This is a genomic window from Streptomyces sp. NPDC008150 (assembly GCF_042956945.1).
In the GTDB taxonomy this organism is placed as follows: Bacteria; Actinomycetota; Actinomycetes; order Streptomycetales; family Streptomycetaceae; genus Streptomyces.
Genome location: NZ_JBIBHJ010000001.1, coordinates 748,972 through 773,237, shown reverse-complemented (window position 1 = coordinate 773,237; position 24,266 = coordinate 748,972). Strand labels below are relative to the sequence as shown.

The window sequence follows — 24,266 nt, the reverse complement described above, 5'->3', positions numbered from 1 at the left end:
TCACTTGTCCTTCCTGATACGCGCGGGTATGACCTGGCCCATGCGTTCCTTGGCCCGGCGGCAGTGGTAGTCGACGGTGCTCGCGCTCACGCCCAGGTACCAGGCGATCCGGTCGGTGTCGTAGCCGCAGATGTAGCGCAGGATCACGACGTCGAACTGGCGCGTCGACAGGGAACACAGCGCGCGCACCACGTCGTTGTCCTCCACGAGGTCGGCGAGGCTGTCGCGGTAGTCCGTCAGCTTCCGCGACATGACGGTGCGCCGCAGGATCGCCCAGCAGTGCTGGGGGACGTTGCTGTCCGCGAGCAGCGCCTCCCAGTGCCGCAGGATCTCCAGGAACGCCCGGTGCACCGCCTCCTCGGCCAGCTCGTGGTCGTCGAGCACCGCGAGGGCGAACCGGTGGTACGCCTCCTGACTGCTCACGTAGAGCGCTTCGAAATCGAGCGGGAGAGGCAGCACGTCGGTCGTCACCGGACTGTCGAATGTCCCTGCGTGGGCATCGTCGGTCATGAATCCTCTTCTTCGAGGGGCGAGACGAAAGGCCGAGAACACGGACGACCCGTGCCGGTCGGCGCTCCTGATGACACCTATCGAACACGGCCGAACGGACGCTCACGCAAAGCGGCAGAGTCGAAAATTCCGTCGAGATTTTCGCGTTTGCGCGACCGGTGATCGCTACCCATAGGTAACGCACTGTCATCAGGTCTTTTGCTGACGACCCCTCAGAACTCGGCGATCCCCTGTGCATCAACTGTGACGCAGTTCACCAGCGCAACCGGTCGGGAAGCCGTTCACGCGAAAGGGTGAAAACCAGCTATGTCCGCACACGATCGCGTCGAAGCGGCTAGGCCCCTCGGCCCGCTCACGACCGGCGCGACGGTCGGCGGATCGCTGACAACGTTGGCAGGAGGGCTTCCCCAGGGCCTCTCCAGGCCGTCTCCAGGGCGTCTCCAGGGCGTCCCGTCCACCGCCCGCACGGCGCGCCTCCGCGCGGCGGACCCGTCCCGCACGCCCGTCCGCCGACCGCTTCCGCTTCGCTGCTGCGCACGGACGGCGGCGGTCCGGTCCGCCGCCCCGCCGGGGAGACGGGGGCCGGCGCGCCACCCCGATCCGGTGACCATGAGTGCGCACACCCGCGCCCGCGGGCGGAGCGGCCCGGGGCGGGACCGCCTCCGCCCGGCAACTCGCGTGGGGCGCACGGCGGTTGACCACCCGTCACGCCCACCCGGCACCCTCAGTGGTGCAGGACCGACCCCTCCGGCGCCGGTTCCGGCACGTGCACGGCGACCACCCGGCCCCCCGGCGCCGCGGCCCGGCGGCGGTCCACCAGCGCGGCCGTCGCCGCCACCGCGAGGCCCAGGACGACCAGCAGGAGACCCGCCACGGCCGGCGACGTCGGGCCGAAGCCCGCGGCGATCGCGAGGCCGCCGATCCAGGCGCCGCCCGCGTTGGCGAGGTTGAAGGCGCCCTGGTTGGCGGAGGACGCCAGCGACGGGCCGGCCGACGCCTTCTCCATCACCATGAGCTGGAGCGGGGAACTGGTGACGAACGCGGCGGTGCCCAGCAGCAGGACCGCGAGGGCGGCCGTGACCTCGGTGCGCATCAGGAGCGGGAACAGGGCGAGCACCACGCCCAGCGCGGCGAGACCGCCGAACAGGGTGCCGCGCATCGAGCGGTCGGCGAGCCGGCCGCCGGTCAGGTTGCCCACCGTGGCGCCCACACCGAACAGCGCGAGCAGCACCGTCACGCTGCCCTCCGCGTACCCGGCGGCGTCCGTGAGCATCGGCGTGATGTAGCTGTACGCCGCGAACAGGGCGCCGAAGCCGGCCACGGTCGTGCCGAGGGCCAGCCACACCGGCAGCGCGTTCAGGGCGGTCAGCTCGCGGCGCAGTCCCGCGCTCTCCGCGTGCGCGTGGTCCCGCGGGACGAGCAGCGCGAGGGAGGCGATCGCGACGAGGCCGATCAGGCCGACGCCGAGGAACGTGGCGCGCCACCCCAGGTGCTGGCCGACGAACGTGGCGACGGGGACGCCGACGATGTTGGCGACGGTCAGGCCGAGGAACATCAGCGACACCGAGCGGGCCCTGCGCTCGGGGGCGACCAGCCCGGTGGCGACGACCGCCCCGACGCCGAAGAAGGCACCGTGCGGCAGGCCGCTGAGGAAGCGGGCGGCGAGCAGCCAGTGCTGGTCGGGGGCGAACGCGGAGAGCGTGTTGCCGACCACGAACAGGGCCATGAGGCCGATCAGGACGGTGCGCCGGGAGAGCCTGGCGGTGACGGCGGCGAGCAGCGGGGCGCCGATGACGACACCGAGCGCGTACGCGGAGACGAGGTGCCCGGCGGACGGGATCGAGACGTGCAGGTCGTCCGCCACCTCGGGCAGCAGGCCCATCATCACGAACTCGGTGGTGCCGATGCCGAAGGCGCCCACGGCGAGGGCGAGCAGGGCCAGAGGCATGAGGGACCTTTCGGGGACGGGGTTCCGTACATCGTAGGTAAGTTCAGCTACGGAACAAAGTCGCGCGGGTCCACTGTTCCCGCCCCGTTCGGCGGGGTTACGAGGGGGTTGCGGTCCGCTGCACCCCGGGGGCCGCGGCTCAGGAGCCGGTCGGGCCGACCTGGACGCGCGCCGCGACCGGGAGGTGGTCGCTGCCGGTGGCGGGCAGGGTCCACGAGCTGACCGGGTCGAGGCCCTTCACCATGATCTGGTCGATGCGGGCCATCGGGAAGGACGCCGGCCAGCTGAACCCGAACCCGGCGCCCGCCGCGCCCTGCGTGGAGCGCATCTGCGAGGTGACGGCGTTCAGCGAACGGTCGTTCATGGTGCCGTTCAGGTCGCCGAGCAGGACGACGTCCGTCAGCTTCTCCCCGGCGATGGCCTCGCCGAGCGCGTCGGCGCTCGTGTCGCGCTGGCGGGCGGTGAACCCGGCCCGGAGCTTCACCCGCACCGAGGGCAGGTGCGCGACGTACACGGCGACCGGGCCCTCCGGCGTCGCCACCCGCGCGCGCATCGCACGCGTCCACCCGAGCTTGATGTCGACGGCCCGCACACCGCTCAGCGGGTACTTGCTCCACAGCCCCACGGTGCCCTCGACCGAGTGGTACTTGTACGTCGGCGCGAGCGCCTTCTCGTACACCGGGACGGCCGTCTCCGTCAGCTCCTCCAGGGCGACCACGTCCGCGCCGGACGCGGCGACGTCACGCGCCGTGTCCGCGGGCTCCTTGTTCTCCGCGTTCACGTTGTGGGTGGCCACGGTGAGGTCGCCGCCGGTCGCCGTGCGGTCGAACAGCAGCCCGCCGAAGAGGTTCAGCCACACGACCGCCGGGAGCACCACCGCGATCACGGCGGTCGCGGAGCGGCGCACCAGGGCGAGCACGAACAGGACGGGGACGCAGACGCCGATCCACGGCAGGAAGGTCTCGATGAGGCTGCCGAGGTTGCCGATCCGGTTCGGGATGTGCGCGTGCAGCAGCATCACCAGGGCCAGGACCAGGGCGAACGCCGCGAGGAAGAGCCCCCGGCGCCAGATTCTCGGATCGCCCCGCCAGCCGGAGAAGAACCGTCCGAGCAGGCGCCGGACCCGGGCTCCGCGTCGCTCGGGACCCGAGCCGTCGTCGTCCGTCTCCGTCATGTACGCCTGCTGCGCCATACCGTCGCCTCACTGCCCGCTGTGCACACCGTTCGTCCGCGCCTACGACCCTAGGGGATGAGCGGTTCCGTTCCGCCGTCACATGACGGCCGTACGGGGACGATGACGAACAAGTCGGCTTCGTCAGTTCCGGATACGGCGGTGACGGATGGTGACTGTGACGAAACCCGCACACACGCGCCCGGCGCGGCGCGCGGGCGCCCGGCCGCGCGCCGCCGGGGCGACCGGTCTCAGGAACCGGCGGGCAGCAGGCCGCGCAGCACGGTGTCGACGATCAACTCGGGCAGCCCCTCCGGCAGTTCGGCGTCGGGGCGGACCACGGAACGCACCAGCATCGGCCCCACGAAGAGGTCGTACACCACGTCGACGTCGAGATTCCCCGGCAGTTCGCCGCGCTCGCGGCCGCGGCGCAGGACCTCCAGCGTGAGGTTGCGCCGCGGGGCGATGACCGTGGCGTGGTAGGCCGCCCAGATCCGGGGGCTCGTCTTCATCTCCGCGTACACGTTGTGCAGGAGGGTCGACCGGCGGCTCGCCAGGCCGCGCCTGCGCAGGGCCTCCAGGAGGACGACGAGGTCGTCGCGCAGCGAGGTGCCCGGCAGTTCCGGATCGACGGGCTCGGCGCAGCGCAGTACGTGGGCGACGAGTTCCTCCTTGCCGCTCCAGCGGCGGTAGATCGTCGCCTTGCCCACGCCGGCGGTCCGCGCGATGCGCTCCACCGAGATGTCGGCGAGCGGCACGCCGTCCTCCAGGAGCCGCAGCACGCCCTCGACGATGGCCTGTTCCACGGCCTCGCTGCGCGGGCGTCCCCGCGGCGGGGCACCCGCGCTGGTCCGGCTGCCGGCCATTCCCACGTTCGTACCGCTTCCCTTCGTCGTACACGCCCCCGCGGTCCCGCCACCGGGCCCTCGGCGCGGCGGCGGTCCGGGGTGCCGGGTGCCGGTGCCGGGTGCCGGTGCGGGCGCCCGCACCGGCGTCCGCGGCGGTCACCGCGGAGGGGGCAACCGAATTGTCCCCCTCCGGCCGCCCTCCCGCGTCGCCGGGCCTACTCCGTGCCGCCGCCCGCGCGCTCGGCGCCGGGCTCCGCCGTCACCAGGTCCGGTTCGCCGTCGTGCGGTTCGGGCGCGGCCGGCCTGCCCGGCAGGTACGCGGCGACGACGGCCGCGCCGATCAGCGTGATGCCCGCGCCCCAGAGCGCGGTGACGTGCATGGCGTGCAGGAACGCGCCGTTGGCGGGGCCGACGAGGGCCTTGCCCGCGGGGCCGAGCTTCGCGGCGACGCCCAGGGTGGCCTCGATGGACTCCCCCGCGGTGTCCCGCAGCCCGGCCGGCACCCGGCCGAGCGAGCTCTCGATGCCCGAGCGGTACACGGTCGACAGCACCGAGCCGAGGACCGCGATGCCGAGGGCCGCGCCCACCTGGCGGAAGGTGTTGCTGAGCGCGGACGCCGAGCCCGCCTTCTCGCGGGGCAGCGCCTGCATGATGACGACGCTGGTGGGCGTCATGATGTGCGCCATGCCCGTGCCCATGAGGAAGAAGATGGTCTCCAGGAGCCAGATCGGCGTGTCCTCGTCGAGCGTCACGAACGCCGCCAGCATCGCGGCGAGCAGCAGCATGCCGCCCGTGGTGGTCGCCCTGTTGCCGAACCGGTCGACGACCAGCCGGGCCCGCGGCGCGAAGATCATCTGGGCGGCGGCCAGCGGCAGCATCAGCGCGCCGGTCTCCAGGGCCGAGTAGCCGCGCACGCTCTGCGTGTAGAAGACGCTGAAGAACGTGACGCCCATGAGCGCGAAGAAGACCAGCGAGATCGAGACGATCGCCGCCGAGAAGACCTTGTTCTTGAAGTAGCCGACGTCGATGGAGGGATGGTCGCTGCGCCGCTCGTGGACCACGAAGAGGACGAGGACGGCGATGCCGCCCAGCGCCGGGACGAGGACCGCCGGGTCGGTGAAGTCGGCCAGTTCGCCGCCCTTGATGATGCCGTAGACCAGCAGCACGAGGCCGATCACGGACAGGGCGACGCCGAGCGGGTCGATCCGGCCGGGCCGCGGGTCGCGCGAGTCGGGGACGAGCCACAGCATCAGCCCGACGGCCAGGACCACGATCGGCACGTTGACCAGGAACACCGAGCCCCACCAGAAGTGCGCCAGGAGCAGGCCGCCGGTGATCGGGCCGATCGCGATGGCGAGGCCGACGCCGCCCGCCCAGATGCCGATGGCCTTGGGCTGCTCGTCGCGCTCGAAGACGTTCATGAGCACGGCGAGCGTGGCCGGCATGACGAAGGCGGCGCCGAACCCCATGACCGCGCGGAAGGCGACGAGTTGACCGGGCGAGCCGGCGGAGGAGGCGAGCGCCGAACCGACCCCGAAGACGACCAGGCCGCCCACCAGGATCTTCTTGCGGCCCAGCCGGTCGCCGAGGAGTCCGGCGGTGAACAGGAGCCCGGCGAAGACGAGGGTGTAGGCGTTGATCGCCCACTCCAACTGGCTCTGGGTGGCGCCCAGTCCGGTGGGCGCGGGCGTCGAGATGGTCTTGACGGCGACGTTCAGGATCGAGTTGTCCAGCACCACGATCAGCAGGCTGAGGATCAGCACACCGAGGATCACCCAGCGGCGCCGGTGCACAGCCTCCGGCACCCGGCTCCCGGGCACGGCAGGAGTTGTCATGCCGGACAGCGTAGGGACATTCCGATACGGCACCGTCTCGTATCGGAAAGGTCTTACCCAACGCTTACCCCGGTCCCGGGACGGGTGTGCCGCGGGGCGCGCGAGGTGCCGGAGGCCGGTCCGGGGACTCCCCCTGGCCCTTTCCCGGTCCGGGATGCCACCATGGAGGTGATCCGGGGACGCCGTGAGGGCGCCTCGAGACGAATTTGAAGGAGCTGTTGCAATGACGCAGCTTTCGGCTGCCCACGCGCAGTCCGCCGACAGCGGCAGGGCCCTGTACGGCGGGAAGAGCACCCGGCGCATCACCGTCCGCGACATCACCGCCGCCAAGGAGCGCGGTGAGAAGTGGCCCATGCTCACCGCCTACGACGCGATGACCGCCTCCGTCTTCGACGAGTCCGGCATCCCGGTCCTCCTGGTGGGCGACTCGGCGGGCAACTGCCACCTCGGCTACGAGACGACCGTGCCCGTCACCCTCGACGAGATGACGATGCTGTCGGCCGCGGTGGTCCGCGGCACCAAGCGCTCGCTGATCGTCGCCGACCTGCCCTTCGGCTCGTACCAGGAGGGTCCGGTGCAGGCGCTGCGCTCGGCGACCCGGCTGGTGAAGGAGGCCGGGGTGGGCGCGGTGAAGCTGGAGGGCGGCGAGCGCTCGCACCGCCAGATCGAGCTGCTGGTGGAGTCCGGCATCCCCGTCATGGCGCACATCGGCCTGACCCCGCAGTCGGTCAACGCCATGGGCTACCGCGTCCAGGGCCGCGGCGAGGAGGCCGCGCAGCAGTTGCTGCGGGACGCCAAGGCGGTCCAGGACGCGGGCGCCTTCGCCGTCGTCCTCGAACTGGTGCCGGCGGAGCTGGCGGCCGAGGTCACCCGTGTCCTGCACGTCCCGACGGTGGGCATCGGCGCCGGCCCCGACACGGACGCGCAGGTCCTGGTGTGGACCGACATGCTCGGCCTGACGCCCGGCCGGGTGCCGAAGTTCGTGAGGAAGTACGCCGACCTGCGCGAGGTCATGGGCGGTGCGGCGAAGGCGTTCGCGGACGAGGTCGTCGGCGGCGCGTTCCCGGCCGAGGAGAACTCCGTCCACTAGGCAGCGCAGCGTCCAGAGGTGTCCAGAGGTCCCGAGCGGACTCCAGAGCCACTGCGGCACACCGGCAGCCCGTCGATCTTCCCCCGTCGACGGGCTGCCCTCTTTTCCGGCCCCGCACGGCGGCGGCGCACACCGGCCGCGAGCTGCTGCCGGTCCGGCTGTCGGCGCCCTGTCGGTGTGTCCCGCGGGGTTGTCGGGGGCCTGTCGGCGGTTTGTCGGCGGGGCCTGTCACTGTCGTCGTCATGAAGCGAATCGACATCGAACCCAGCGGCGCAGGAAATGCCGTGACCGTGCGGGGGCTGGTCAAGCACTACGGCGAGACCAAGGCCCTGGACGGCGTCGACCTGGATGTGCGCGAGGGCACCGTGATGGGTGTGCTCGGCCCGAACGGCGCGGGCAAGACCACCCTGGTCCGCATCCTGTCCACCCTCCTCGCGGCCGACTCCGGGCAGGCCACCGTGGCCGGCCTGGACGTGGCGCGCCAGCCGCGCCAGTTGCGCAAGGTCATAGGTCTCACCGGTCAGTACGCCTCGGTCGACGAGAAGCTGTCCGGCTGGGAGAACCTCTACATGATCGGCCGGCTCCTCGACCTGCCCCGCAAGGAGGCACGCGGCCGCGCCGACGAGCTGCTGGAGCGGTTCTCGCTCTCCGAGGCGGCCAAGCGTCCCGCGTCCACCTACTCCGGCGGCATGCGGCGCCGGCTCGACCTGGCGGCCTCCATGATCGGGCGCCCCAAGGTGCTGTTCCTGGACGAGCCGACCACCGGGCTCGACCCCCGCACCCGCATGGAGGTGTGGGACGAGGTCAAGTCCATGGTCGGGGGCGGCGTGACGGTCCTGCTGACCACCCAGTACATGGAGGAGGCGGAGCAGCTCGCCTCCCAGCTGACCGTCGTCGACCGCGGCAAGGTCGTCGCGAAGGGGCGCATCTCGGAGCTGAAGGCGAAGGTGGGCGGGCGCACCCTGCGGGTGCAGCCGGCCGACCCGACGCAACTCCGGCCGCTCGCCGCCGCGTTGGACGAACTGGGCATCACGGGGCTCGCGAGCACCGTCGTGGACACCCAGGACGGTTCCGCGCTGGTGCCGATCCTCAGCGACGAGCAGCTCACCGCCGTGGTGAACGCCGTCACCGCGCGCGGCATCACGCTCTCCTCCATCACCACCGAACTCCCCAGCCTGGACGAGGTGTTCCTCTCGCTCACCGGCCACCGCGCCAGTGCCGCACAGGACACCGTGCCCGCTCCGACCCCCGAGGAGGTCGCCGTATGAGCGCCGCCACCGTCACCGCGTCGCCGGCCGCGCCCGCCGTCGACGACGCCCGCATCACCCTGCGCGGCCATCTGCGGCACACCGGCGCCCTGATCCGCCGCAACCTGCTGTGGATCCGGCAGGACCCCGAGTCGATGTTCGACGCGCTGCTGATGCCGATCGTGTTCACGCTGCTGTTCGTCTACGTCTTCGGCGGCTCGATCGGGCAAGCGCTGGGCGGCGGCCAGGAGGGCTACGTCCAGTACGTGATCCCCGGCATGATCGCGATGATGAGCATGACGCTGTCGCAGAGCGTCGGCACCGGGTTCAGCACCGACTTCAACTCCGGTGTCATGGACCGTTTCCGTTCGCTGCCGATCGGGCGCGGCTCGGTGCTCTTCGCGAAGATCTCCGTCGAGCTCGTGCGGATGCTGTTCGCGACGGCGGTGCTGATGGTCGTCGCCGTACTGGTCGGGTTCCACATCCACCACTGGGGCGGTCTGTTCGCGACGGTCGGCCTGTCCGCGGTGTTCGCCTCGTCCATCATGTGGGTGTTCCTCACCCTGGGCGTGACGATGAAGAACGCGCAGTCCGTGCAGGCCATGGGGTTCCTGGTGCTGTTCCCGCTCCAGTTCGGCTCGTCGATCTTCGCGCCGACCAACTCGATGCCGGGCTGGCTCCAGAACTTCACCGACTACAACCCGCTGTCCACGCTCGCCGACGCCTCGCGCGGGCTGATGATCGGCGGTCCGGTGGCGCACGACCTGTGGATCACCCTCGGCTGGTCGGTGGCGATCACCGCGGTGATGGCGCCGGTCGCGATCCACAAGTTCCGCACGAAGAGCTGACGGCTCCCGCGAACGGGGGCGACGGCGCGCGGTGGCAGTCCTCTGCTACCGCGCGCCGTCCGTTGCGTCGGGGCCCGCGCCGGTGGGGCCGCCGAGGAGGGCCGCGGCCTCCTCGGTGCCGAGGAGGCCGCCCCGGGCCGTCGCCGCTTCTCTGCGCGCGGGGGTGAGGGCGGCCGCCACGGCCTTGCGGGCCCGGTCGAGGACCGCCCGCTCCGCGGTGCCGGGCCGGTGCCCCTCGGGCCACGCCTTCACCGCGACGGCCACGCAGACGGCCGCGTCGAACGCCCGGGACGGGTCGGACTCCACGAGGCCGGTCGCGGCGGTCAGCAGGACGACCGCCTTGAGTTCGGGCACGACGGCGTTGATCAGCGGATCGTCGCAGCGCGACAGGGCGTGCAGCGCCATCGGCACCGCCCGCTCCGGCCGGCCGTCCATGATCTCCAGCCAGGCCTCACTGCCGACCAGGGCGACGTCGAAGATCGGGAAGGCCAGCACGCCCAACTCCGACTTGAGCAGGTCGATCTGCTCGCGCGCCTCGGCGACCCTGCCGGTCACCCCCAGCCACTGGACGAGGAAGAACCGGGCGATCTGCACGGCCTCGCGCACCGGGCCGTCCGACTGTTCGAGCCCTTCGCGCAGCATCCGCTCGCCGCGTTCCGTCTCCCCGCTCTCCAGCAGGGCGTTGGCCTGACGCACCCGCAGTGCCGCCGTCTGGGCATGCGCACCCAATTCCTCGGTGTACACGGTGGCGGCCTCGTAGTCGGCGGCGCCCTCCGCGTACTGGCCGCGCCCCTCGTGCGACTCGGCACGCGCCGACAGCGCCTCGGCGATGCCCCAGGCGTCGCCGATCCCCTGGTACAGGGCGAGCGACTCGGCGGCGTCGGCGGCGGCGGCGGGCGCCGACTCGGGCCGGTTGGCGAGCAGGTTGGCGCGCATCTGGAGGCAGGAGGCCAGCTCCCACTCGAAGCCCGGGGTCCGACGGCAGGTGCCGACGGCCGCGTCCAGCACCTCGCGCATCTGTGCCAGCCGGCCGAGGAACAGCACGCTGAAGATCCAGATCTGGCCGGGGCTGCGGCAGGTCTGCGGCAGCCCCGCCTCGTACGTGCGGGAGACCAGCGAGAGACGGGCCCGCACCGCCGGGTCCTGCCAGCTCCCGGGGCTGGAGTCCAGCGAGGCCAGCAGGATCAGGTGGACGCCGCGCCGCGCCTCCCACAGCGCCTCCCCGGCCAGTGGCGGCGGGCTGTCGGTGATCCGTTCCCACACCGGTGCGGCAGGCCGCACCGGCTCGGCGAACGGGTCCGGGCCGAGCCCGACGGCGTCCTGCGCCCACACCTTCGCCTCGCCGCGCTGGTCGTGGATCTGCCAGTACCAGGTCAGCGAGTGCACGAGGACCAGCACCTCGTGCTCGTCGCGTGCGGCGACCGCCCGGCGCATCGCGCCGCGCAGGTTCTCGTACTCGCGGCGCAGCGTGGCGATGGCGGCGCGCTGGTGCGGGCCGCGCAGCAACGGGTCGGTGGTGCGGGCGAGTTCGCGGTAATGGACCAGGTGGGCGCGTTCCGCGGTGGGGCGTGCGCCCGCCTCGTCGAGGCGTTCGGCGGCGTACTCGTTGACCGTTTCGAGCAGCCGGTAGCGCATCTCCCCGGCGCTGTCGGGGAGTTCGCCCGCGCTCTCCCCCGGGCCCGCCACCACCAGGGACTTGTCGACCAGGGAGCCCAGCACCTCCAGGGCGTCCGGCCCGCACACCGCCTCCGCGGCGGCGAGGTCGCAGCCGCCGGCGAACACCGAGAGCGCGGCGAGGACTTCGCGCTCACGCCCGGTGAGCAGGTCCCACGACCAGTCGACCACCGCGCGCAGGGTCTGCTGGCGGGGCAGGACCGTGCGGGAGCCGGTGGTCAGCAACCGGAACCTGTCGTCCAGCCGGTCGGCGATCTGACGTGGTGTCAGCATCCGGAGCCGGGCGGCGGCCAGCTCGATGGCCAGCGGCAGGCCGTCCAGGCGACGGCAGATCTCGGCGGCGGCCGCGGCGGTCTCCCCGTCGGCGTCGGGCCGGAACCCGGGGCGGGCCGCGGCGCCGCGTTCCGCGAACAGCCGCAGGGCCATCGGCTCGGGCAGCGGCTCCACCGGGCGCAGCAGTTCGCCGGGCACCCCGAGCGGTTCCCTGCTGGTCGCCAGCACCGTCAACTCCGGGCAACGGGACAGAAGTTCGCTCACCAGGCGGGCGGCGGCGGCGATCACGTGCTCGCAGTTGTCCAGCACCAGCAGCATCCGGCGCCTGGCGCAGTGCTCCACCAGCCTCTCCACGGCCCCGTCACGCCTGTCGCCGGCCGCCCGGATGGCCTCCGTACCGGCCCCGTACAGCACGGTCTCCCGGGCGCCGACGGCGGTGAGCACGGCCTCCGGAACGTCCACCGGGTCGTCCACGGGCGCGAGTTCGGCGAGCCAGACGCCGTCGCGGGCCGTGGCCTCGTCGACGGTCTCGGCGGCCTCCTGCGACAGCCGGGTCTTGCCCGCGCCGCCGGGGCCCAGCAGGGTGACGAGCCGGGCGCCCGCGAGGTCGTCGCGGATGGTCTCGATGTCGCTCTCGCGGCCGACGAAGGACGTGAGGCGGGCGCGCAGGTTGCCGCGCGGGACGGCGGGCTGCGCCACGGCCGCCGGGGCGCGGCGCGGCTGCGGCTCCGCCGGCGGGGCGTCACCGGCGGACAGCAACTCGGCGTGCAGGTAGCGGAGTTCGGGCCCCGGGTCCGACCCGAGGCGGTCCGCGAGCAGCCGTCGTACGTCCTCGTAGGCGGCGAGCGCCTGGGCGGTGCGGCCGGAGTCGCGCAGGGCGCGCAGCCGCAGCGCCTGGAGGGACTCGTCCAGCGGGTCGGTGTCGCACAGCGCGGTCAGCTCGGGCAGCGACTGCGCCGCCCCGCCGAGGTCGAGGGCGGCGGTGAGCCGGGCCCGCCTGGCGTCCAGGCAGCGGGCCTCCCAGCGGGCGGCCTCGGCGTCGCGGTCGGGCAGGTCGGCGAGGACGGGTCCGCGCCACAGCGCGAGCGCGTCGTCGAGGACGACGGCGGCCTTGGCTGCGTCGCCGTCGGCCAGTGCCCGCATCCCCTCCCCGGTCAGCCGCTCGAAGCGGTGCAGGTCGACGTCGTCGGGCGCGGCGGCCAGCCGGTAGCCGCCGTCGTCCGAGGCCACGGCGTCGGCGCCGAGGACCCGCCGCAGCCGCCCCACCAGGGCCTGGAGCGCGCCGGTGGCGTCGGCGGGCGGGTCGCCGCCGTTCCACACCTCGTCGACGAGGAGGCGGCCGGGGACGGTGTGTCCGGCGCGCAGCGCGAGCACGGTGAGCAGGGCACGCAGCCGCGCCCCGCCGACGGGGACGGTCGTGCCGTCGGGGCGGAGTGCCTGGGTGGTGCCGAGAATGCGGTAGCGCACGGGGACCATTGTCCCCGGTGCCGCGGGGTTGCCGCCGCCGGGTTTCCGGCGGACCCGGCGGGCGGGGGCGAAGCGGGCCCGGAGGGGAGGCGCGTTCCGTGCGGGGCCCGCGGGTTGGTCTGCGGGGCGGTCTGCGGGCGAACCGTCCGGAACCGGACAGGAACCGGTACCGCCCGGCGGGAACCCCGCCCGACCCGTGGGACGTTGAGCGGGACCACGGGTACCGTCGTCCCGCATGCGCGCCGATCACGCCGGCCGACCAGACCCCGCCGGTCAGACCGGCCGACCGAGCAACAGGAGTCCCCTCCCATGACCACCGCCACCTCCCGCCACAGCGACCGGCGGATCTCACCCGTGTTCCTCGGGATCCTGGCCGTCACGGCGGTGACGGGCTGGGCCACCTGGAGCGGGTTCGCCGAGCAGCCCGGGGTCGCCGTCTTCCTCTTCGTCACGGCCGCCTGGGTCGTCTCGCTGTGCCTGCACGAGTACGCGCACGCGCGCACCGCCCTGCACAGCGGTGACATCTCGATCGGGTCGAAGGGCTACCTGACCCTGAACCCGCTGAAGTACACGCACGCGCTGCTCAGCATCGTGCTCCCGGTGATCTTCGTGATCATGGGCGGGATCGGCCTGCCCGGCGGCGCGGTCTTCATCGAGCGGGGCCGTATCCGGGGCCGCTGGCGGCACAGCCTGGTCTCGGCCGCGGGCCCGCTGACGAACGTCCTGTTCGCCGTGGTGTGCACGGCCCCGTTCTGGCTGGACGCGCTGGACGGGGTGCCGGCCGACTTCCGCTTCGCGCTGGCGTTCCTCGCGCTGCTCCAGGTGTCGGCGGCGATCCTGAACTTCCTGCCGGTGCCCGGCCTCGACGGCTACGGCGTGGTCGAGCCGTGGCTGTCCTACGAGGTCAAGCGCCAGGTGGAGCCGTTCGCGCAGTTCGGCCTGCTGGCCGTGTTCGCGCTGCTGTGGGTGCCGCAGGTGAACAACGTGTTCTTCGACCTGGTCGACACGCTGCTGCGGTGGCTGGGCGTCGACGACTTCAGCTCGTACTGCGGGCAGCAGCTGTACCGCTTCTGGCAGGGCGAGAACGAGTTCTGCCGGATGACCGGGTGACCGCGGCGCCGGGCCGGCCTCAGCCCGCGGCGGACGTCCCGCGCGGGCGGGCCCGCCGCAGGTAGTACCAGCACATGTTGGACGACAGCCCCGCGAGCAGCACCCACACGATCCCGATGAAGCTGCCCTGCACGAAGGACACGACGGCCGCGGCGACGGAGAGCACGCAGACGATCAGGGCGTAGAGGGCGAGGCGGGGCATGGGGCCGGCTCCTGTCGGGGGACGGATCGGGGAACGGATCGGTGGCACCCCGCACGGGCCCGGCGGGGGGACAAGGTGGACACTTGCCGGTTCTCAGTGTCCCTCATCCCCCCGCGCCGCCCGTGCGGGGTGCCCGCCGCTCACACGTCCGTGACGCGCAGGCCCGCGTGGGCCTTGTAACGGCGGTTCACGGAGATCAGATTGGCGACCAGCGACTCGACCTGGTGGGCGTTGCGCAGCCGGCCGGCGAAGACGCCGCGCATCCCGGGGATGCGGCCGGCCAGCGCCTGCACGATCTCGACGTCGGCGCGCTCCTCGCCGAGGACCATCACGTCCGTGTCGATCCGCTCGATCTCCGGGTCCTCCAGCAGCACGGCCGAGAGGTGGTGGAAGGCGGCGGCGACGCGCGAGTCCGGGAGCAGGGCCGCGGCCTGCTCGGCGGCGCTGCCCTCCTCGGGCTTCAGGGCGTAGGCGCCCTTCTTGTCGAAGCCGAGCGGGTTGACGCAGTCGACGACGAGCTTGCCGGACAGCTCCTCGCGCAGGGACGTGAGGATGTCGGCGTGGCCCTCCCACGGCACCGCGACGATCACGACGTCGCTGCGCCGCGCGCACTCGGCGTTGTCGGCGCCCTCGACCCCGTTGCCCAGGGCCTCGGCCGCCGCCCGCGCGCGCTCCGCGGCACGGGAGCCGACGATCACCTTCTGTCCGGCCCGCCCGAGACGGTAGGCGAGCCCCTTGCCCTGCGGTCCGGTGCCGCCGATCACGCCGACGACGAGCCCGGAGACGTCGGGCAGGTCCCAGGGGTCCTTGGCGGGGGCCTTCTGTGCGCTGTCGCTGGAGCTTGAACGTGAGGTCATGGGGCGACCTTACGTGCGGGGCGGCGGGGGCCGGCGGCGCGGGCGGCGGCGGGGAGCCGGCCGCCGCGCCGCCGGCCCGCGCTCACGCCTCGTCGTCGCCGCCGCGGGCGGACGCGTCGTGCCAGCGCGGGTCGTTCTCCCATTCGAGGTTGCGCTCACGGGCCGTCGCCATCGCCTGTTCGGCCTCGCCGCGGGTGGCGTAGGGGCCGAACCGGTCCTTGGCGGGGCAGTCCGGCCCCTCCTCGACCTTGTGGTGCTCCAGGCAGTAGTACCACTCGCCCGGCTTCCCGGCCGTCCGCTTCTTGAACAGGGCTGCCATGTACCGCTCCTCTCGTCGCGGACATGGTCTCCCACGGCCGCTGGTTAGACTCGTTCGCATGTCTGGCCAGTCGTCGTTGCTTGTACCAGGGGAGCTGTCTCCCACTCGTTCCGTTCCCGGAAACATCCGCCGGCCCGAGTACGTCGGCAGGCCGGGGCCGGCTCCGTACACCGGGCCGGAGGTACGCACCCCGGCGACCGTCGAGGCGATGCGGACCGCCGGGCGCATCGCCGCGCGGGCGATGGCGGAGGCGGCGAAGATCATCGCGCCGGGGGTGACCACGGACGAGCTCGACAAGGTGGCGCACGAGTACATGTGCGATCACGGCGCCTACCCCTCCACCCTCGGATACCGCGGGTTCCCCAAGTCACTGTGCACAAGCGTCAACGAGGTGATCTGCCACGGCATCCCCGACTCGACGGTGCTGCGCGACGGCGACATCGTGAACCTGGACGTGACGGCCTACATCGGCGGTGTGCACGGCGACAACAACGCCACCTATCTCGTCGGCGACGTCGACGAGGAGAGCAGGCTGCTCGTCGAGCGCACCCGCGAGGCGACGGCCCGCGCGATCAAGGCGGTCCGGCCGGGCCGGCAGCTCAACGTCATCGGGCGGGTCATCGAGTCGTACGCGAAGCGCTTCGGCTACGGCGTCGTACGGGACTTCACGGGCCACGGCATCAGCACGTCGTTCCACGACGGCCTGATCGTGCCGCACTACGACAGCCCGCACGCGACGACGGTGCTGAAGCCGGGCATGACGTTCACGATCGAGCCGATGCTGACGCTGGGCACGTACGAGTACGAGATGTGGGACGACGGCTGGACGGTCGTCACCAAGGACCGCCGCCGGACGGCCCAGTTCGAGCACACGCTCGTGGTGACCGACACGGGCGCGGACATCCTGACGCTGCCGTGACGCCGCGGCCCTGAGACGGGCACCGGCCCGACGCGACACCCGAGGGCCCGCCCCTCCCCCGGACCACCCGGGCGGAGGGGCGGGCCCCGTCGCGTCCGGGGGGCGGCGGGTTTCCCGTCCCAGGTGGGGAGGGCGCGAATACGGGGTACGGTCTTACCGACAGGGCGTCGGAAACCTGTTGACTTAGGTAAGGCTAACCATAGAAGATGGGCGAGTCGTCCCCCCGCTCTCTCCCTTCCTCAGGTTCTCGGAGGTCCCATGCACACGTCGGACTCGGCCGGCACGCCGTTCTCGACGATCATCCGCACCGCGTCGCACGAACAGCACGTGGAAGCGGAGACCTCGACCTTCATGGGCGACCTGCTCGGCGCCCGGCTGGGCGTCGACGCGTACGCGCGCTACACGGAACAACTGTGGTTCGTGTACGCCGCGTTGGAGCGCGACGTCGAGAAGCTGGCGGCGGACCCGGTGACCGGGCCCTTCATCCGGCGGGAGCTGCTGCGGCTGCCGTCGCTGGAGCGGGACCTCGCCCATCTGCGCGGCCCCCACTGGCGCGAGGGCCTGACCGCGCTGCCGGCGACGCAGGCGTACGCGGACCGCGTCGCCGAGTGCGCCCGCGACTGGCCCGCCGGGTACATCGCCCACCACTACACGCGCTACCTCGGCGACCTCTCCGGCGGCCAGATCATCCGCGACAAGGCGGAGCGCACGTGGGGCTTCGCCCGCAAGGGCGACGGCGTCCGGTTCTACGTCTTCGAGGAGATCGCCAACCCGGCTGCCTTCAAGCGGAGTTACCGCGAACTGCTGGACGCGGTCGCCGTGGACGACCTGGAGAAGCAGCGCGTCGTCGCGGAGTGCAAGCAGGCGTTCGCCCTGAACACGGCGGTCTTCCGCGGCCTGGGCGAGGAGTTCCCGCTCTCCGCGTGAGGCCGTCGCCCTCCCGACCCCGTACCGTGCCCCGGCAACCGCGCGTTGCCGGGGCACAGTTGTCCGCCGGCGACCGCGGCACGGGCGGACGTCAGGCCGGACGCAGTCCTCCGGGACGCTCCGCCCCTTCTCCCTCGGGGGAGTCGGCGAGCGTGGCGAGCAGGCGCAGCTTCTCGTCGCTGTCGCTGTTCCTGTCCGGGTAGTAGACGACGAGGATGACGTCGTCGACCGGCAGTTTGTCGCGGTGCAGGCGCAGTTCGCCGACCACGGGGTGGTGGACGGTGGTGGTGCCGCCGTCGAGGGTGCGGACGTCGTGGCGGGCCCACAGCGTGCGGAACCGGGCGCTGGACAGGGCGAGTTCACCGACCAGTTCGACGAACCGGGGGTCGTCCGTGTCGTCGCCGATCGTGGTGCGCAGCGCGGCGACGAAGCCGGCGACCGCCTTCGGCCAGTCCTGCTGGAACGCCTGCTCCTCCGGGTCGAGCACGACGTCCCGGAGCCGGTTGCGGCCGGGCCGCAGCCGCGGATTGAACGCGAGGGCCGCGGAGTTGGCGGCGAGGACGTCGAAGGCGCGGCCCTCCACGAACGCGGGGACCGTCAGGTGCGCGAGGAGCTGGTGCACGCGGGCCGGCACGCGCTCCGGCTTCCTGCGGCGCGGCGCCCGGGGGCGTACGGCGGCGAGGCCGAGCAGGTACCGGCGCTCGACGTCGTCGAGCCGCAGGACCCGCGCCAGGGACTCCAGGACCTGCACCGAGGGGTTCTTGTCCCGGCCGCGCTCCAGGCGCAGGTAGTAGTCCGCGCTGATGCCGGCGAGGAGGGCGACCTCCTCGCGCCGCAGCCCCGGTACTCGGCGGTTGCCGCCGGCCGGGAGTCCCGCCTGCGCCGGGGTGACCAGCTCGCGGCGGGCCCGGAGGTAGGCACCGAGGCGGTTGCCCGGGTCGTCGCCCGTCACCGTCGCCGCCGTCCCGTTCCCGTCCGTGTCAGCCATGCTCACCACGGTAACGCCGGGTGTGCGCGGCCGGGCGGGCGAGAGGGGGTCCTGCCAGGACCCCGGAAGACGGGGGCTCTGCCGCGCGGGGCGCGGATCACGGACGGTGGTGGTGCCGGGCGGAAGCACGCCGGCACCGCGTCCTCGACCCACCGAAAGGCCGACCCATGAACCTCACCGACCGCACCGTCCTCGTCGTCGGCGGGACCTCCGGCATCGGACGCGAGCTGGCCCGGCGCCTCGCCGAGGCGGGCAGCGCCGTCACGGTCGGCGGCCGCGACACGGCCGCGCTCTCCGAGCTGGCCGCCGAGGGCTTCGGCACCGTGGAGATCGACGTCACCGACGGGGCGTCCGTCGCCCGCGCCCGCGACGCCGTGCTGGCCGCACGCCCGGAGCTGGACACCGTCGTGACGATGTCGGGCGTCATGCTGCTGGAGGACCTGCGCGACCCCGCGCACTTCGAGGCGGCGCTGACCACCATCGACACCAACCTGACCGGCACGATCCGCGTCGTCGACGCCTTCACGCCGCACCTGCTCGCGCGCGGCGCGGGCACCTTCGTGACGGTGACCTCGGGCATCGCGTTCCTGCCGTTCCCGCCGATGCCGACGTACGCGGCGTCGAAGGCGGCGGTGCACGCGTACTCGGAGGCACTGCGCGCGCAGCTCGACGGCACGGGGGTGGACGTCGTCGAACTGGTCCCGCCGGCCGTCGCCACGGCGGGCCAGGAGAAGGCGAACCCGAACGCGCTGCCGCTCGACGCCTTCGCGGCGGAGGTCATGGACCTGCTGGCGCAGGAACCGACCCCGCACGAGATCCTGGTCGAGCGGGTGCACACCCACCGCTGGGCCGAACGCGACGGCACCTACGCGGAGTTGGTGGCGCAGCGCGCGAAGGCGCTGTCGATGCTGCCGGGGCGCAGGGGCTGACGGGCGGGGAGGTTCGCGGGGGCGTGCCGTTCGGCCGCCGGGCCGCAGGGACGTGCGTGCCGACCGCCCCTCAGCGCTCCAGCACCACCCGTCCTCCCACCTCCACCCAGCCGCCGGGCTGCGGGGCGGTGAGGATCTGGGAGCCCCTGCCCTGGGTGATGTTGAGGGCACGGCCCAGCTGGTCGGTCAGCAGGAGGGCCGCCGCGCCCGTGGCCTCGTCCTCGTCGATGCCGTCGTCACGGCCCGGGAAGGCGCGGGCGCGGACGCGGCCCGCCGCCTCGTCCTCCCAGGACCAGGCGTAGATCCACTCCCCCGGCGGCGGCACCTCTAGGGCGTTCACCTCGGCCGGGGTCGCGTACTGGCGCAGGGTGCGCGGCGGGGCCCAGTCCGCGCGGGCCTCGATCCACGTGAACTCGCCGTCCAGGCGCGTGCCCACCGTGCCCGCGGGGGTGACCAGTTCGGGGACGTCCAGGAGCCAGGCGGTGCCGACGCAGGGGTGACCGGCGAACGGCAGGCGCAGGGCCGGGGTGTAGATGTCGATGACGCCGCGTTCGGGATCGTCGACGAACACGGTCTCGCTGAAGCCGAGTTTCGCCGCGAGGGCCTGGCGCTCGTCGCGCTCCGGTGTCCGCGAGCCCTCGCGCACCACGCCCAGTTCGTTGCCGTAGCCGCCGCGCGGTCCCACGAAGACCCGCAGCACGTCGTAATCCGTCACCCCGGAATTGAAGCATCCGCGGGCGTCCGGCCGATCCGGACGGCAACGGCCGGGGCACCCCTCGGGGTGCCCCGGCCCGTGCGTCACTCCTGGGTCGCGCGGCGCCTGCGCGTCACGGCGACCGCCGCCGCACCCGCGACGACGGCCGCGCCCGCGGCGGCGCCCAGACCGCCCACCGGGAGGTCGCTGCCCGTGGAGGCGAGGCTGCCGCCGGTGGTCGAGCCGGTGCCGCCGATCGTGGAGCCGGTGCCGCCGGTGGTCGAGCCGGTCGTGCCGGAGCCGCCCGCCGAACCCGAACCGCCGGTGCCGGAACCGCCGGACGTGCCGCCGGAGCCGCTGCCGCCGGGCAGTTCGGCGTCGTCGTCGAGGGCCAGCGCCAGGTCCACCGGGTCGAGTTCGGTGCCCGCGGTGTAGAAGCCGGCGAACGCCTTGGCGCCCGCCCCGGTGATGGTGGCGGTGACGTCGTCCACCGCGACGACGTCGTCCTCGGCGGTCAGGTCGGCGGAGGGCGCCTCGAGGTCGGCGAGGACCACGTCCTCGGTCTTCTCGCCGAGGCTGGTGACGTCGGCGGTCAGCTCGCCCTTGCCGCCGTCCAGCGTCGCCCGCACGTCGCTGAGGGTCAGGTCGAGGCCGTACGTGCCGTTGTCCTCGTGGCCCTTGAAGTTCACCGAGCCCGCGAAGGACGCGGAGAGGGTGTCGGCGTCGGTGTCGTAGCTGCCGGACGCGTCGGTGAACGTGAACGGGCCGTTGCCGGCGGCCTGCGTCGCGCCGTCCGCCGTCGTGATCCTGCCGTTGGCGACGGAGCCGACGACGTACGAGCGGAAGGACTCCTTCACGCCCCAGCCCAGGGTGCCGTCGGCGATCTCGCCCTTGGCGGGCGCCGGGGTGTGCGTGTCCGACGGGGACGCCGACGGCGACCCGGTGGCCGTGCCGGTCGGCGAGGGGGTCTCCGCCGGGTCGGTCGTGCCCGGAGGGGTGGACCCCGGCCCGGTGGTCTCCTGGTCCGTCGGCTCCGCGGTGGTGGGCTCGTCCGTGGGGGCCGGCGAAGAGGTCTCCGGGGCGCTCGGCCCGGGGGACGTCGGCTCCGTCTTCTGGACGACCGTCACCGGGTCGCCCGCCGCCCCCGCGTAGCTCGCGCTGCCGAGGACGTCGGCGGCCTCCGTGGTCAGCGTCGTCGTCATGTCCGTCATCTCGCGGGTGACGGTGACGTCGGCGAGCGGCACGTCCTGCTGGGTGGTGCCGGACTTCGTGACGTCGGCCGTGATCTCACCGGCGCCGCTGTCGAAGCGCACGTCCGAGAGCGTGATGTCGAAGCCGTGCGCCGCCGAGACGATGTTCAGGCTGCCCTGGAAGGCGAGGTCCAGCGTGTGGGCGTCGGAGTCGTAGCCGCCCGCGCCGCCGGTGAAGGTGAACACGCCGTTGCCGTCGGCCTGCGAGGCGCCGCCCGCGGGCGTGAAGGTGCCGGCCGCGTAGGTGGCGACGTAGGTGCGGTAGGACTGCTTGATGCCCCAGCTCAACTCGTAGCCGGACAGCGGTATTTCGGCGGCGGACGCGGTGGCGGCCCCGAAGGTGGCCAGGGCGGCCGCACCGAGTGTCGCGGCGGTCGCCACGGCGGCGGCGAGGGCGATCGGGCGTCTGCGCGAAGTGGCGGGCATGGCGGTGGTACTCCTCGGTGGGTGCGGTGTGTTGGGGGGGTGGGCCGCCGACAGGCGTGCCGGGAGGGGAAGTCAGTCGTCCAGGGGGGTGGCGGGCCCGGTCGGCTCCGCCGGGTCCGAGGCGTCGGCCTGGCCCGGCTCCGGGCGGGCGCGGCGACGGCGGCGGACGGTGAAGGTCACGGCCGCGGCCACCAGGACCGCGGCGGCTGCCGCGAGGGCGACCGGCAGGACGGGTACGCCGTCGTCGTCGGAACTGCTCGCCACCGGCTCGGCGGACGTGCTCGGCGCCGGGCTCGCGGCGGGCGTCGGCGTCGCCGTCCCGGTCGGGGTGCTGCCGAGGTCGGGCAGGGCGGGCAGTTCGGCGTCGTCGGTGAGGGCGACGGCGACGGACACGGGGTCCATGGCGGTGCCCGTCGGGTACGTCCCGCCGAACGCCCGTGCACCGCGCGCGGTGAGTTCCGCCGGGGCCTCGGTCAGCCTCACCAGGCCGTTCTTCGCCTTGAGGTGCTTGGCGGTGAAGGTGACCAGCGGGACCTTCGTGCCGGTGAAGCCGTCGCCGCGCACGTCGGCGTAGAGGGTGCCCGTGCCGTCGTCCACGACGACGCGCAGGCCGCTCAGCGTGAGGTCGAGGCCGTGGTCGCCGGTGAAGCGCACGGCGCCCTTGAACGTCGCCCGCAGGCTGCCGTCCTCGAACGTGCCCTCGCCGTCGGGGAACCGGAAGAGCGCGCCGCCGTCCTCGGCTCCGGACGTGAGCGTCCACTTGCCGCGGGCGATGTCACCGGTGACGTATTCGCGGTAGGTGCGGCGCACGCCCCAGTCGACGGCCCCGTCCTCGATCGCGCCGTCCTGCTTCCCGCCGCCGCTCCCGGTCGTGGAACCGGCCTTCGCGGAGGCCGACTTCGACGCCTTCGGGGTGCTCGACGGGACCGCCGCCGCGGCCGGCCGCACGTCCGCCGAGAGGCTGACCGGGTCGAGCGCGGTGCCCGCCGTGTAGTACCCGGCGAAGGACTGCGCACCCTGCGAAGTGAGCGTCGCGGGAAGGTTGTTGAGGACGACGGCGTTGCCGTCGCCCCGCATGTCGATGCCGCCCAGGGACAGCGTGGCGAACGGGACCTGGGAGGACGTCGTGACCCGCCCGGTGTCCTTCGCCCTGCTGACGACGTCCACGTAGAGCGTGCCGCCGCCGCCCGAAATGCGCACCGTGGGGCGGCTGATGGTGAGGTCGAGCTGGTAGGTGCCGCTCGTCGCGCGGTGGCCGACGAAGTGGACGCCGCCGGTGAACGAGGCGGTGAACGAGCCCGCCGTCCCGTCGTAGGAACCGGTGGCCGACGGGAAGCGGAAGGTGCTGGCGCCGACGGTCGCGGCGCCGCCGGTCAGGGAGTAACTCCCGTTGGCTATCGGGCCGGTGACGTAGCTCTGGAACGAGGCCCTGATGCCCCAGTCGAGTCGGCCGCCCTGCACGGTCCGGCTCGCGGCGTGCGCGGCACCGGCCGGCAGCACGGCCGTGAGCACCGCCGCGACGAGCACGGCGGTCGCCGTGCACATCGCGGTGGCCAGGGCACGAGGGCGCGCGGGCATGGAAGGTCCTCCGGAATACTGTCGCCGGGTAGCAAGCGAGGTAAGGCTAACCTAACCTTTACCAGCCGCATACCCACGGTGGACAAGCCATCCCGGGAAGCCGGCGGACCGAAAGGACGGACGACGTGCGACCCTTGCGCACACGACTGGCGGGAGCGGCGGTCGCCGCACTCGCCCTCGCGCTGACCGCGACCGGATGCGGAGGGGCCGCGACGGGGGCCTCGGGGGGCGGTCCGGCCAAGGCCGCGGCCACGACCGCCGACCGCCTCGAACCGCTGCCGGGCACCGCGCGGCCGGACCTGCCGGTGACCGTGGAGTCGGCCGACGGCAAGAAGGTGACCGTCGGCCGGGCCGACCGCGTCGTGCCGCTGTCGGGCAGCCTCAGCGAGATCGTCTTCACGCTCGGCCTGGGCAGCAGGGTCGTCGCCCGCGACATCACGGCCACCTTCGAACAGGCCGCGAAACTCCCGGTGGTGACCCGCAACCACGACGTCTCCGCCGAGAGCGTGCTCTCGCTCAAGCCCGACCTCGTGCTCGCCGAGACGACGACCGGGCCGAGCGAGGCCATGGACCAGATCCGCGCGGCCGGGGTGCCCGTGCTGGTGGTCGACCCGGCGCAGGGCCTGTCCGACGTCGGCCCGCGCATCGACGCGGTGGCCGCCGCCCTGGGCGTCCCGGCCCGCGGGGCCGACCTCGCGAAGCGCTCGCAACAGCGGATCGCCGCCGTGCGCAAGGACGTTCCGCGGCGGACGACGAAGCCGCGCGTCGCCTTCCTCTACGTGCGCGGCTCGGCCTCCGTCTACCTGATAGGCGGTCAGAAGTCGGGCGCCACCTCGCTGTTGGAGGCCGCCGGGGCGATCGACGCGGGCGCCGCGTCCGGCCTGCGGAAGGACTTCAGCACCATCACCACCGAGGCGCTCGCCAAGGCGGCGCCCGACGCCATCCTGGTCATGACCAAGGGGCTCGAATCGGTGGGCGGCGTCGACGGATTGGTGAAGATCCCGGGCGTCGCGGAGACCCCGGCCGGAATGAACCGGCGGATCGTCTCGATCGAGGACGGCGTGCTGCTCAACTACGGGCCGCGCACCGACCAGGTGCTCAAGTCCCTGGTCGGCCAGCTGTACGGGGACGGTGCCGCGTGAGCGTCGTCGAGGAG

At 73.2% G+C, this 24,266-nt stretch carries 21 protein-coding genes; 8 read left to right on the top strand and 13 right to left on the bottom strand.

What is annotated here, in order from left to right:
- From ACFZA0_RS03345 to ACFZA0_RS03325, 5 genes are all read right to left on the bottom strand, one after another.
- Entirely contained in the window at positions 1–510 is a 510-nt protein-coding gene (locus ACFZA0_RS03345) for a sigma factor-like helix-turn-helix DNA-binding protein (RefSeq protein ID WP_391010423.1), read from the bottom strand.
- Between the two features lie 724 nt (positions 511–1,234).
- Positions 1,235–2,458 carry an MFS transporter gene (locus ACFZA0_RS03340; protein ID WP_391010420.1) on the bottom strand — a complete coding sequence of 408 codons (1,224 nt, stop codon included), beginning with the start codon at positions 2,456–2,458 and terminating at the stop codon, positions 1,235–1,237.
- Positions 2,459–2,597: 139 nt separating this feature from the next.
- Positions 2,598–3,650, bottom strand: coding sequence for an endonuclease/exonuclease/phosphatase family protein (locus tag ACFZA0_RS03335; RefSeq protein WP_391010417.1), 1,053 nt, complete (start codon positions 3,648–3,650; stop codon positions 2,598–2,600).
- Between the two features lie 230 nt (positions 3,651–3,880).
- Complete coding sequence (locus ACFZA0_RS03330) at positions 3,881–4,495, bottom strand: TetR/AcrR family transcriptional regulator C-terminal ligand-binding domain-containing protein (RefSeq protein WP_391010414.1); 615 nt, start codon at positions 4,493–4,495, stop codon at positions 3,881–3,883.
- Between the two features lie 197 nt (positions 4,496–4,692).
- A complete protein-coding gene (locus ACFZA0_RS03325; protein ID WP_391010411.1) occupies positions 4,693–6,312 on the bottom strand; it encodes a DHA2 family efflux MFS transporter permease subunit in 1,620 nt (539 codons plus the stop codon).
- 223 nt (positions 6,313–6,535) lie between these two features.
- On the opposite strand from ACFZA0_RS03325, the gene panB reads away from it, so the two are divergent.
- From panB to ACFZA0_RS03310, 3 genes are all read left to right on the top strand, one after another.
- Complete coding sequence (panB, locus tag ACFZA0_RS03320; RefSeq protein ID WP_391010407.1) at positions 6,536–7,402, top strand: 3-methyl-2-oxobutanoate hydroxymethyltransferase; 867 nt, start codon at positions 6,536–6,538, stop codon at positions 7,400–7,402.
- 242 nt (positions 7,403–7,644) lie between these two features.
- Entirely contained in the window at positions 7,645–8,670 is a 1,026-nt protein-coding gene (locus ACFZA0_RS03315) for an ATP-binding cassette domain-containing protein (RefSeq protein WP_391010404.1), read from the top strand.
- Positions 8,667–9,497 carry an ABC transporter permease gene (locus ACFZA0_RS03310; protein ID WP_391010401.1) on the top strand — a complete coding sequence of 277 codons (831 nt, stop codon included), beginning with the start codon at positions 8,667–8,669 and terminating at the stop codon, positions 9,495–9,497. The genes ACFZA0_RS03315 and ACFZA0_RS03310 overlap by 4 nt, the downstream gene beginning before the upstream one ends.
- Before the next feature lie 45 nt (positions 9,498–9,542).
- Here the strand turns inward: ACFZA0_RS03310 and ACFZA0_RS03305 are convergent, their stop codons facing one another.
- Positions 9,543–12,920 (bottom strand): BTAD domain-containing putative transcriptional regulator, encoded by a 3,378-nt coding sequence (locus tag ACFZA0_RS03305; protein WP_391010399.1) that lies wholly within the window; start codon positions 12,918–12,920, stop codon positions 9,543–9,545.
- A 300-nt stretch (positions 12,921–13,220) separates the two neighbouring features.
- Between ACFZA0_RS03305 and ACFZA0_RS03300 the strand changes: the two genes are divergently transcribed.
- Positions 13,221–14,021: a site-2 protease family protein gene (locus ACFZA0_RS03300; protein ID WP_391010396.1), complete on the top strand. Its 801-nt coding sequence runs from the start codon at positions 13,221–13,223 to the stop codon at positions 14,019–14,021.
- A 19-nt stretch (positions 14,022–14,040) separates the two neighbouring features.
- On the opposite strand, the gene ACFZA0_RS03295 is transcribed toward ACFZA0_RS03300, so the two are convergent.
- The 3 genes from ACFZA0_RS03295 to ACFZA0_RS03285 form a co-directional block, all read right to left on the bottom strand.
- On the bottom strand, positions 14,041–14,223 hold the full coding sequence (locus tag ACFZA0_RS03295) for a hypothetical protein (RefSeq protein WP_391010393.1): 183 nt from the start codon (positions 14,221–14,223) through the stop codon (positions 14,041–14,043).
- Positions 14,224–14,363: 140 nt separating this feature from the next.
- Positions 14,364–15,080 (bottom strand): NADPH-dependent F420 reductase, encoded by a 717-nt coding sequence (npdG, locus tag ACFZA0_RS03290; protein WP_391010390.1) that lies wholly within the window; start codon positions 15,078–15,080, stop codon positions 14,364–14,366.
- Positions 15,081–15,162: 82 nt separating this feature from the next.
- The gene (locus ACFZA0_RS03285) at positions 15,163–15,399 is read right to left on the bottom strand and encodes a hypothetical protein (protein ID WP_391010387.1); all 237 of its coding nucleotides are present in this window, start codon (positions 15,397–15,399) and stop codon (positions 15,163–15,165) included.
- A 58-nt stretch (positions 15,400–15,457) separates the two neighbouring features.
- On the opposite strand from ACFZA0_RS03285, the gene map reads away from it, so the two are divergent.
- Complete coding sequence (gene map, locus ACFZA0_RS03280; protein ID WP_391010384.1) at positions 15,458–16,318, top strand: type I methionyl aminopeptidase; 861 nt, start codon at positions 15,458–15,460, stop codon at positions 16,316–16,318.
- A gap of 258 nt (positions 16,319–16,576) precedes the next feature.
- On the top strand, positions 16,577–17,245 hold the full coding sequence (locus tag ACFZA0_RS03275; protein WP_391010381.1) for a biliverdin-producing heme oxygenase: 669 nt from the start codon (positions 16,577–16,579) through the stop codon (positions 17,243–17,245).
- 91 nt (positions 17,246–17,336) lie between these two features.
- Here the strand turns inward: ACFZA0_RS03275 and ACFZA0_RS03270 are convergent, their stop codons facing one another.
- Positions 17,337–18,233, bottom strand: a complete 897-nt coding sequence (locus ACFZA0_RS03270) for a helix-turn-helix domain-containing protein (protein WP_391010379.1) — start codon at positions 18,231–18,233, stop codon at positions 17,337–17,339.
- Between the two features lie 167 nt (positions 18,234–18,400).
- Here ACFZA0_RS03270 and ACFZA0_RS03265 point away from each other — a divergent pair, with 167 nt between their 5' ends.
- Positions 18,401–19,162 carry an SDR family NAD(P)-dependent oxidoreductase gene (locus ACFZA0_RS03265; protein ID WP_391010376.1) on the top strand — a complete coding sequence of 254 codons (762 nt, stop codon included), beginning with the start codon at positions 18,401–18,403 and terminating at the stop codon, positions 19,160–19,162.
- Between the two features lie 70 nt (positions 19,163–19,232).
- On the opposite strand, the gene ACFZA0_RS03260 is transcribed toward ACFZA0_RS03265, so the two are convergent.
- The 3 genes from ACFZA0_RS03260 to ACFZA0_RS03250 all read right to left on the bottom strand — a co-directional run bounded on the left by ACFZA0_RS03260 (position 19,233) and on the right by ACFZA0_RS03250 (position 23,110).
- Positions 19,233–19,877, bottom strand: coding sequence for a PhzF family phenazine biosynthesis protein (locus tag ACFZA0_RS03260; RefSeq protein WP_391010373.1), 645 nt, complete (start codon positions 19,875–19,877; stop codon positions 19,233–19,235).
- 83 nt (positions 19,878–19,960) lie between these two features.
- Positions 19,961–21,532: an HtaA domain-containing protein gene (locus ACFZA0_RS03255; RefSeq protein ID WP_391010371.1), complete on the bottom strand. Its 1,572-nt coding sequence runs from the start codon at positions 21,530–21,532 to the stop codon at positions 19,961–19,963.
- Between the two features lie 72 nt (positions 21,533–21,604).
- Positions 21,605–23,110: an HtaA domain-containing protein gene (locus ACFZA0_RS03250; protein WP_391010368.1), complete on the bottom strand. Its 1,506-nt coding sequence runs from the start codon at positions 23,108–23,110 to the stop codon at positions 21,605–21,607.
- 125 nt (positions 23,111–23,235) lie between these two features.
- On the opposite strand from ACFZA0_RS03250, the gene ACFZA0_RS03245 reads away from it, so the two are divergent.
- Complete coding sequence (locus ACFZA0_RS03245) at positions 23,236–24,252, top strand: ABC transporter substrate-binding protein (protein ID WP_391010365.1); 1,017 nt, start codon at positions 23,236–23,238, stop codon at positions 24,250–24,252.
- Positions 24,253–24,266: the final 14 nt, after the last annotated feature.

Bases quoted from the DNA above. Each gene is read 5' to 3' on its own strand.
- ACFZA0_RS03345 (WP_391010423.1), bottom strand. From the start codon at position 510: ATGACCGACGATGCCCACGCAGGGACATTCGACAGTCCGGTGACGACC.
- ACFZA0_RS03340 (WP_391010420.1), bottom strand. From the start codon at position 2,458: ATGCCTCTGGCCCTGCTCGCCCTCGCCGTGGGCGCCTTCGGCATCGGC.
- ACFZA0_RS03335 (WP_391010417.1), bottom strand. From the start codon at position 3,650: ATGGCGCAGCAGGCGTACATGACGGAGACGGACGACGACGGCTCGGGT.
- ACFZA0_RS03330 (WP_391010414.1), bottom strand. From the start codon at position 4,495: ATGGCCGGCAGCCGGACCAGCGCGGGTGCCCCGCCGCGGGGACGCCCG.
- ACFZA0_RS03325 (WP_391010411.1), bottom strand. From the start codon at position 6,312: ATGACAACTCCTGCCGTGCCCGGGAGCCGGGTGCCGGAGGCTGTGCAC.
- panB (WP_391010407.1), top strand. From the start codon at position 6,536: ATGACGCAGCTTTCGGCTGCCCACGCGCAGTCCGCCGACAGCGGCAGG.
- ACFZA0_RS03315 (WP_391010404.1), top strand. From the start codon at position 7,645: ATGAAGCGAATCGACATCGAACCCAGCGGCGCAGGAAATGCCGTGACC.
- ACFZA0_RS03310 (WP_391010401.1), top strand. From the start codon at position 8,667: ATGAGCGCCGCCACCGTCACCGCGTCGCCGGCCGCGCCCGCCGTCGAC.
- ACFZA0_RS03305 (WP_391010399.1), bottom strand. From the start codon at position 12,920: ATGGTCCCCGTGCGCTACCGCATTCTCGGCACCACCCAGGCACTCCGC.
- ACFZA0_RS03300 (WP_391010396.1), top strand. From the start codon at position 13,221: ATGACCACCGCCACCTCCCGCCACAGCGACCGGCGGATCTCACCCGTG.
- ACFZA0_RS03295 (WP_391010393.1), bottom strand. From the start codon at position 14,223: ATGCCCCGCCTCGCCCTCTACGCCCTGATCGTCTGCGTGCTCTCCGTC.
- npdG (WP_391010390.1), bottom strand. From the start codon at position 15,080: ATGACCTCACGTTCAAGCTCCAGCGACAGCGCACAGAAGGCCCCCGCC.
- ACFZA0_RS03285 (WP_391010387.1), bottom strand. From the start codon at position 15,399: ATGGCAGCCCTGTTCAAGAAGCGGACGGCCGGGAAGCCGGGCGAGTGG.
- map (WP_391010384.1), top strand. From the start codon at position 15,458: ATGTCTGGCCAGTCGTCGTTGCTTGTACCAGGGGAGCTGTCTCCCACT.
- ACFZA0_RS03275 (WP_391010381.1), top strand. From the start codon at position 16,577: ATGCACACGTCGGACTCGGCCGGCACGCCGTTCTCGACGATCATCCGC.
- ACFZA0_RS03270 (WP_391010379.1), bottom strand. From the start codon at position 18,233: ATGGCTGACACGGACGGGAACGGGACGGCGGCGACGGTGACGGGCGAC.
- ACFZA0_RS03265 (WP_391010376.1), top strand. From the start codon at position 18,401: ATGAACCTCACCGACCGCACCGTCCTCGTCGTCGGCGGGACCTCCGGC.
- ACFZA0_RS03255 (WP_391010371.1), bottom strand. From the start codon at position 21,532: ATGCCCGCCACTTCGCGCAGACGCCCGATCGCCCTCGCCGCCGCCGTG.
- ACFZA0_RS03250 (WP_391010368.1), bottom strand. From the start codon at position 23,110: ATGCCCGCGCGCCCTCGTGCCCTGGCCACCGCGATGTGCACGGCGACC.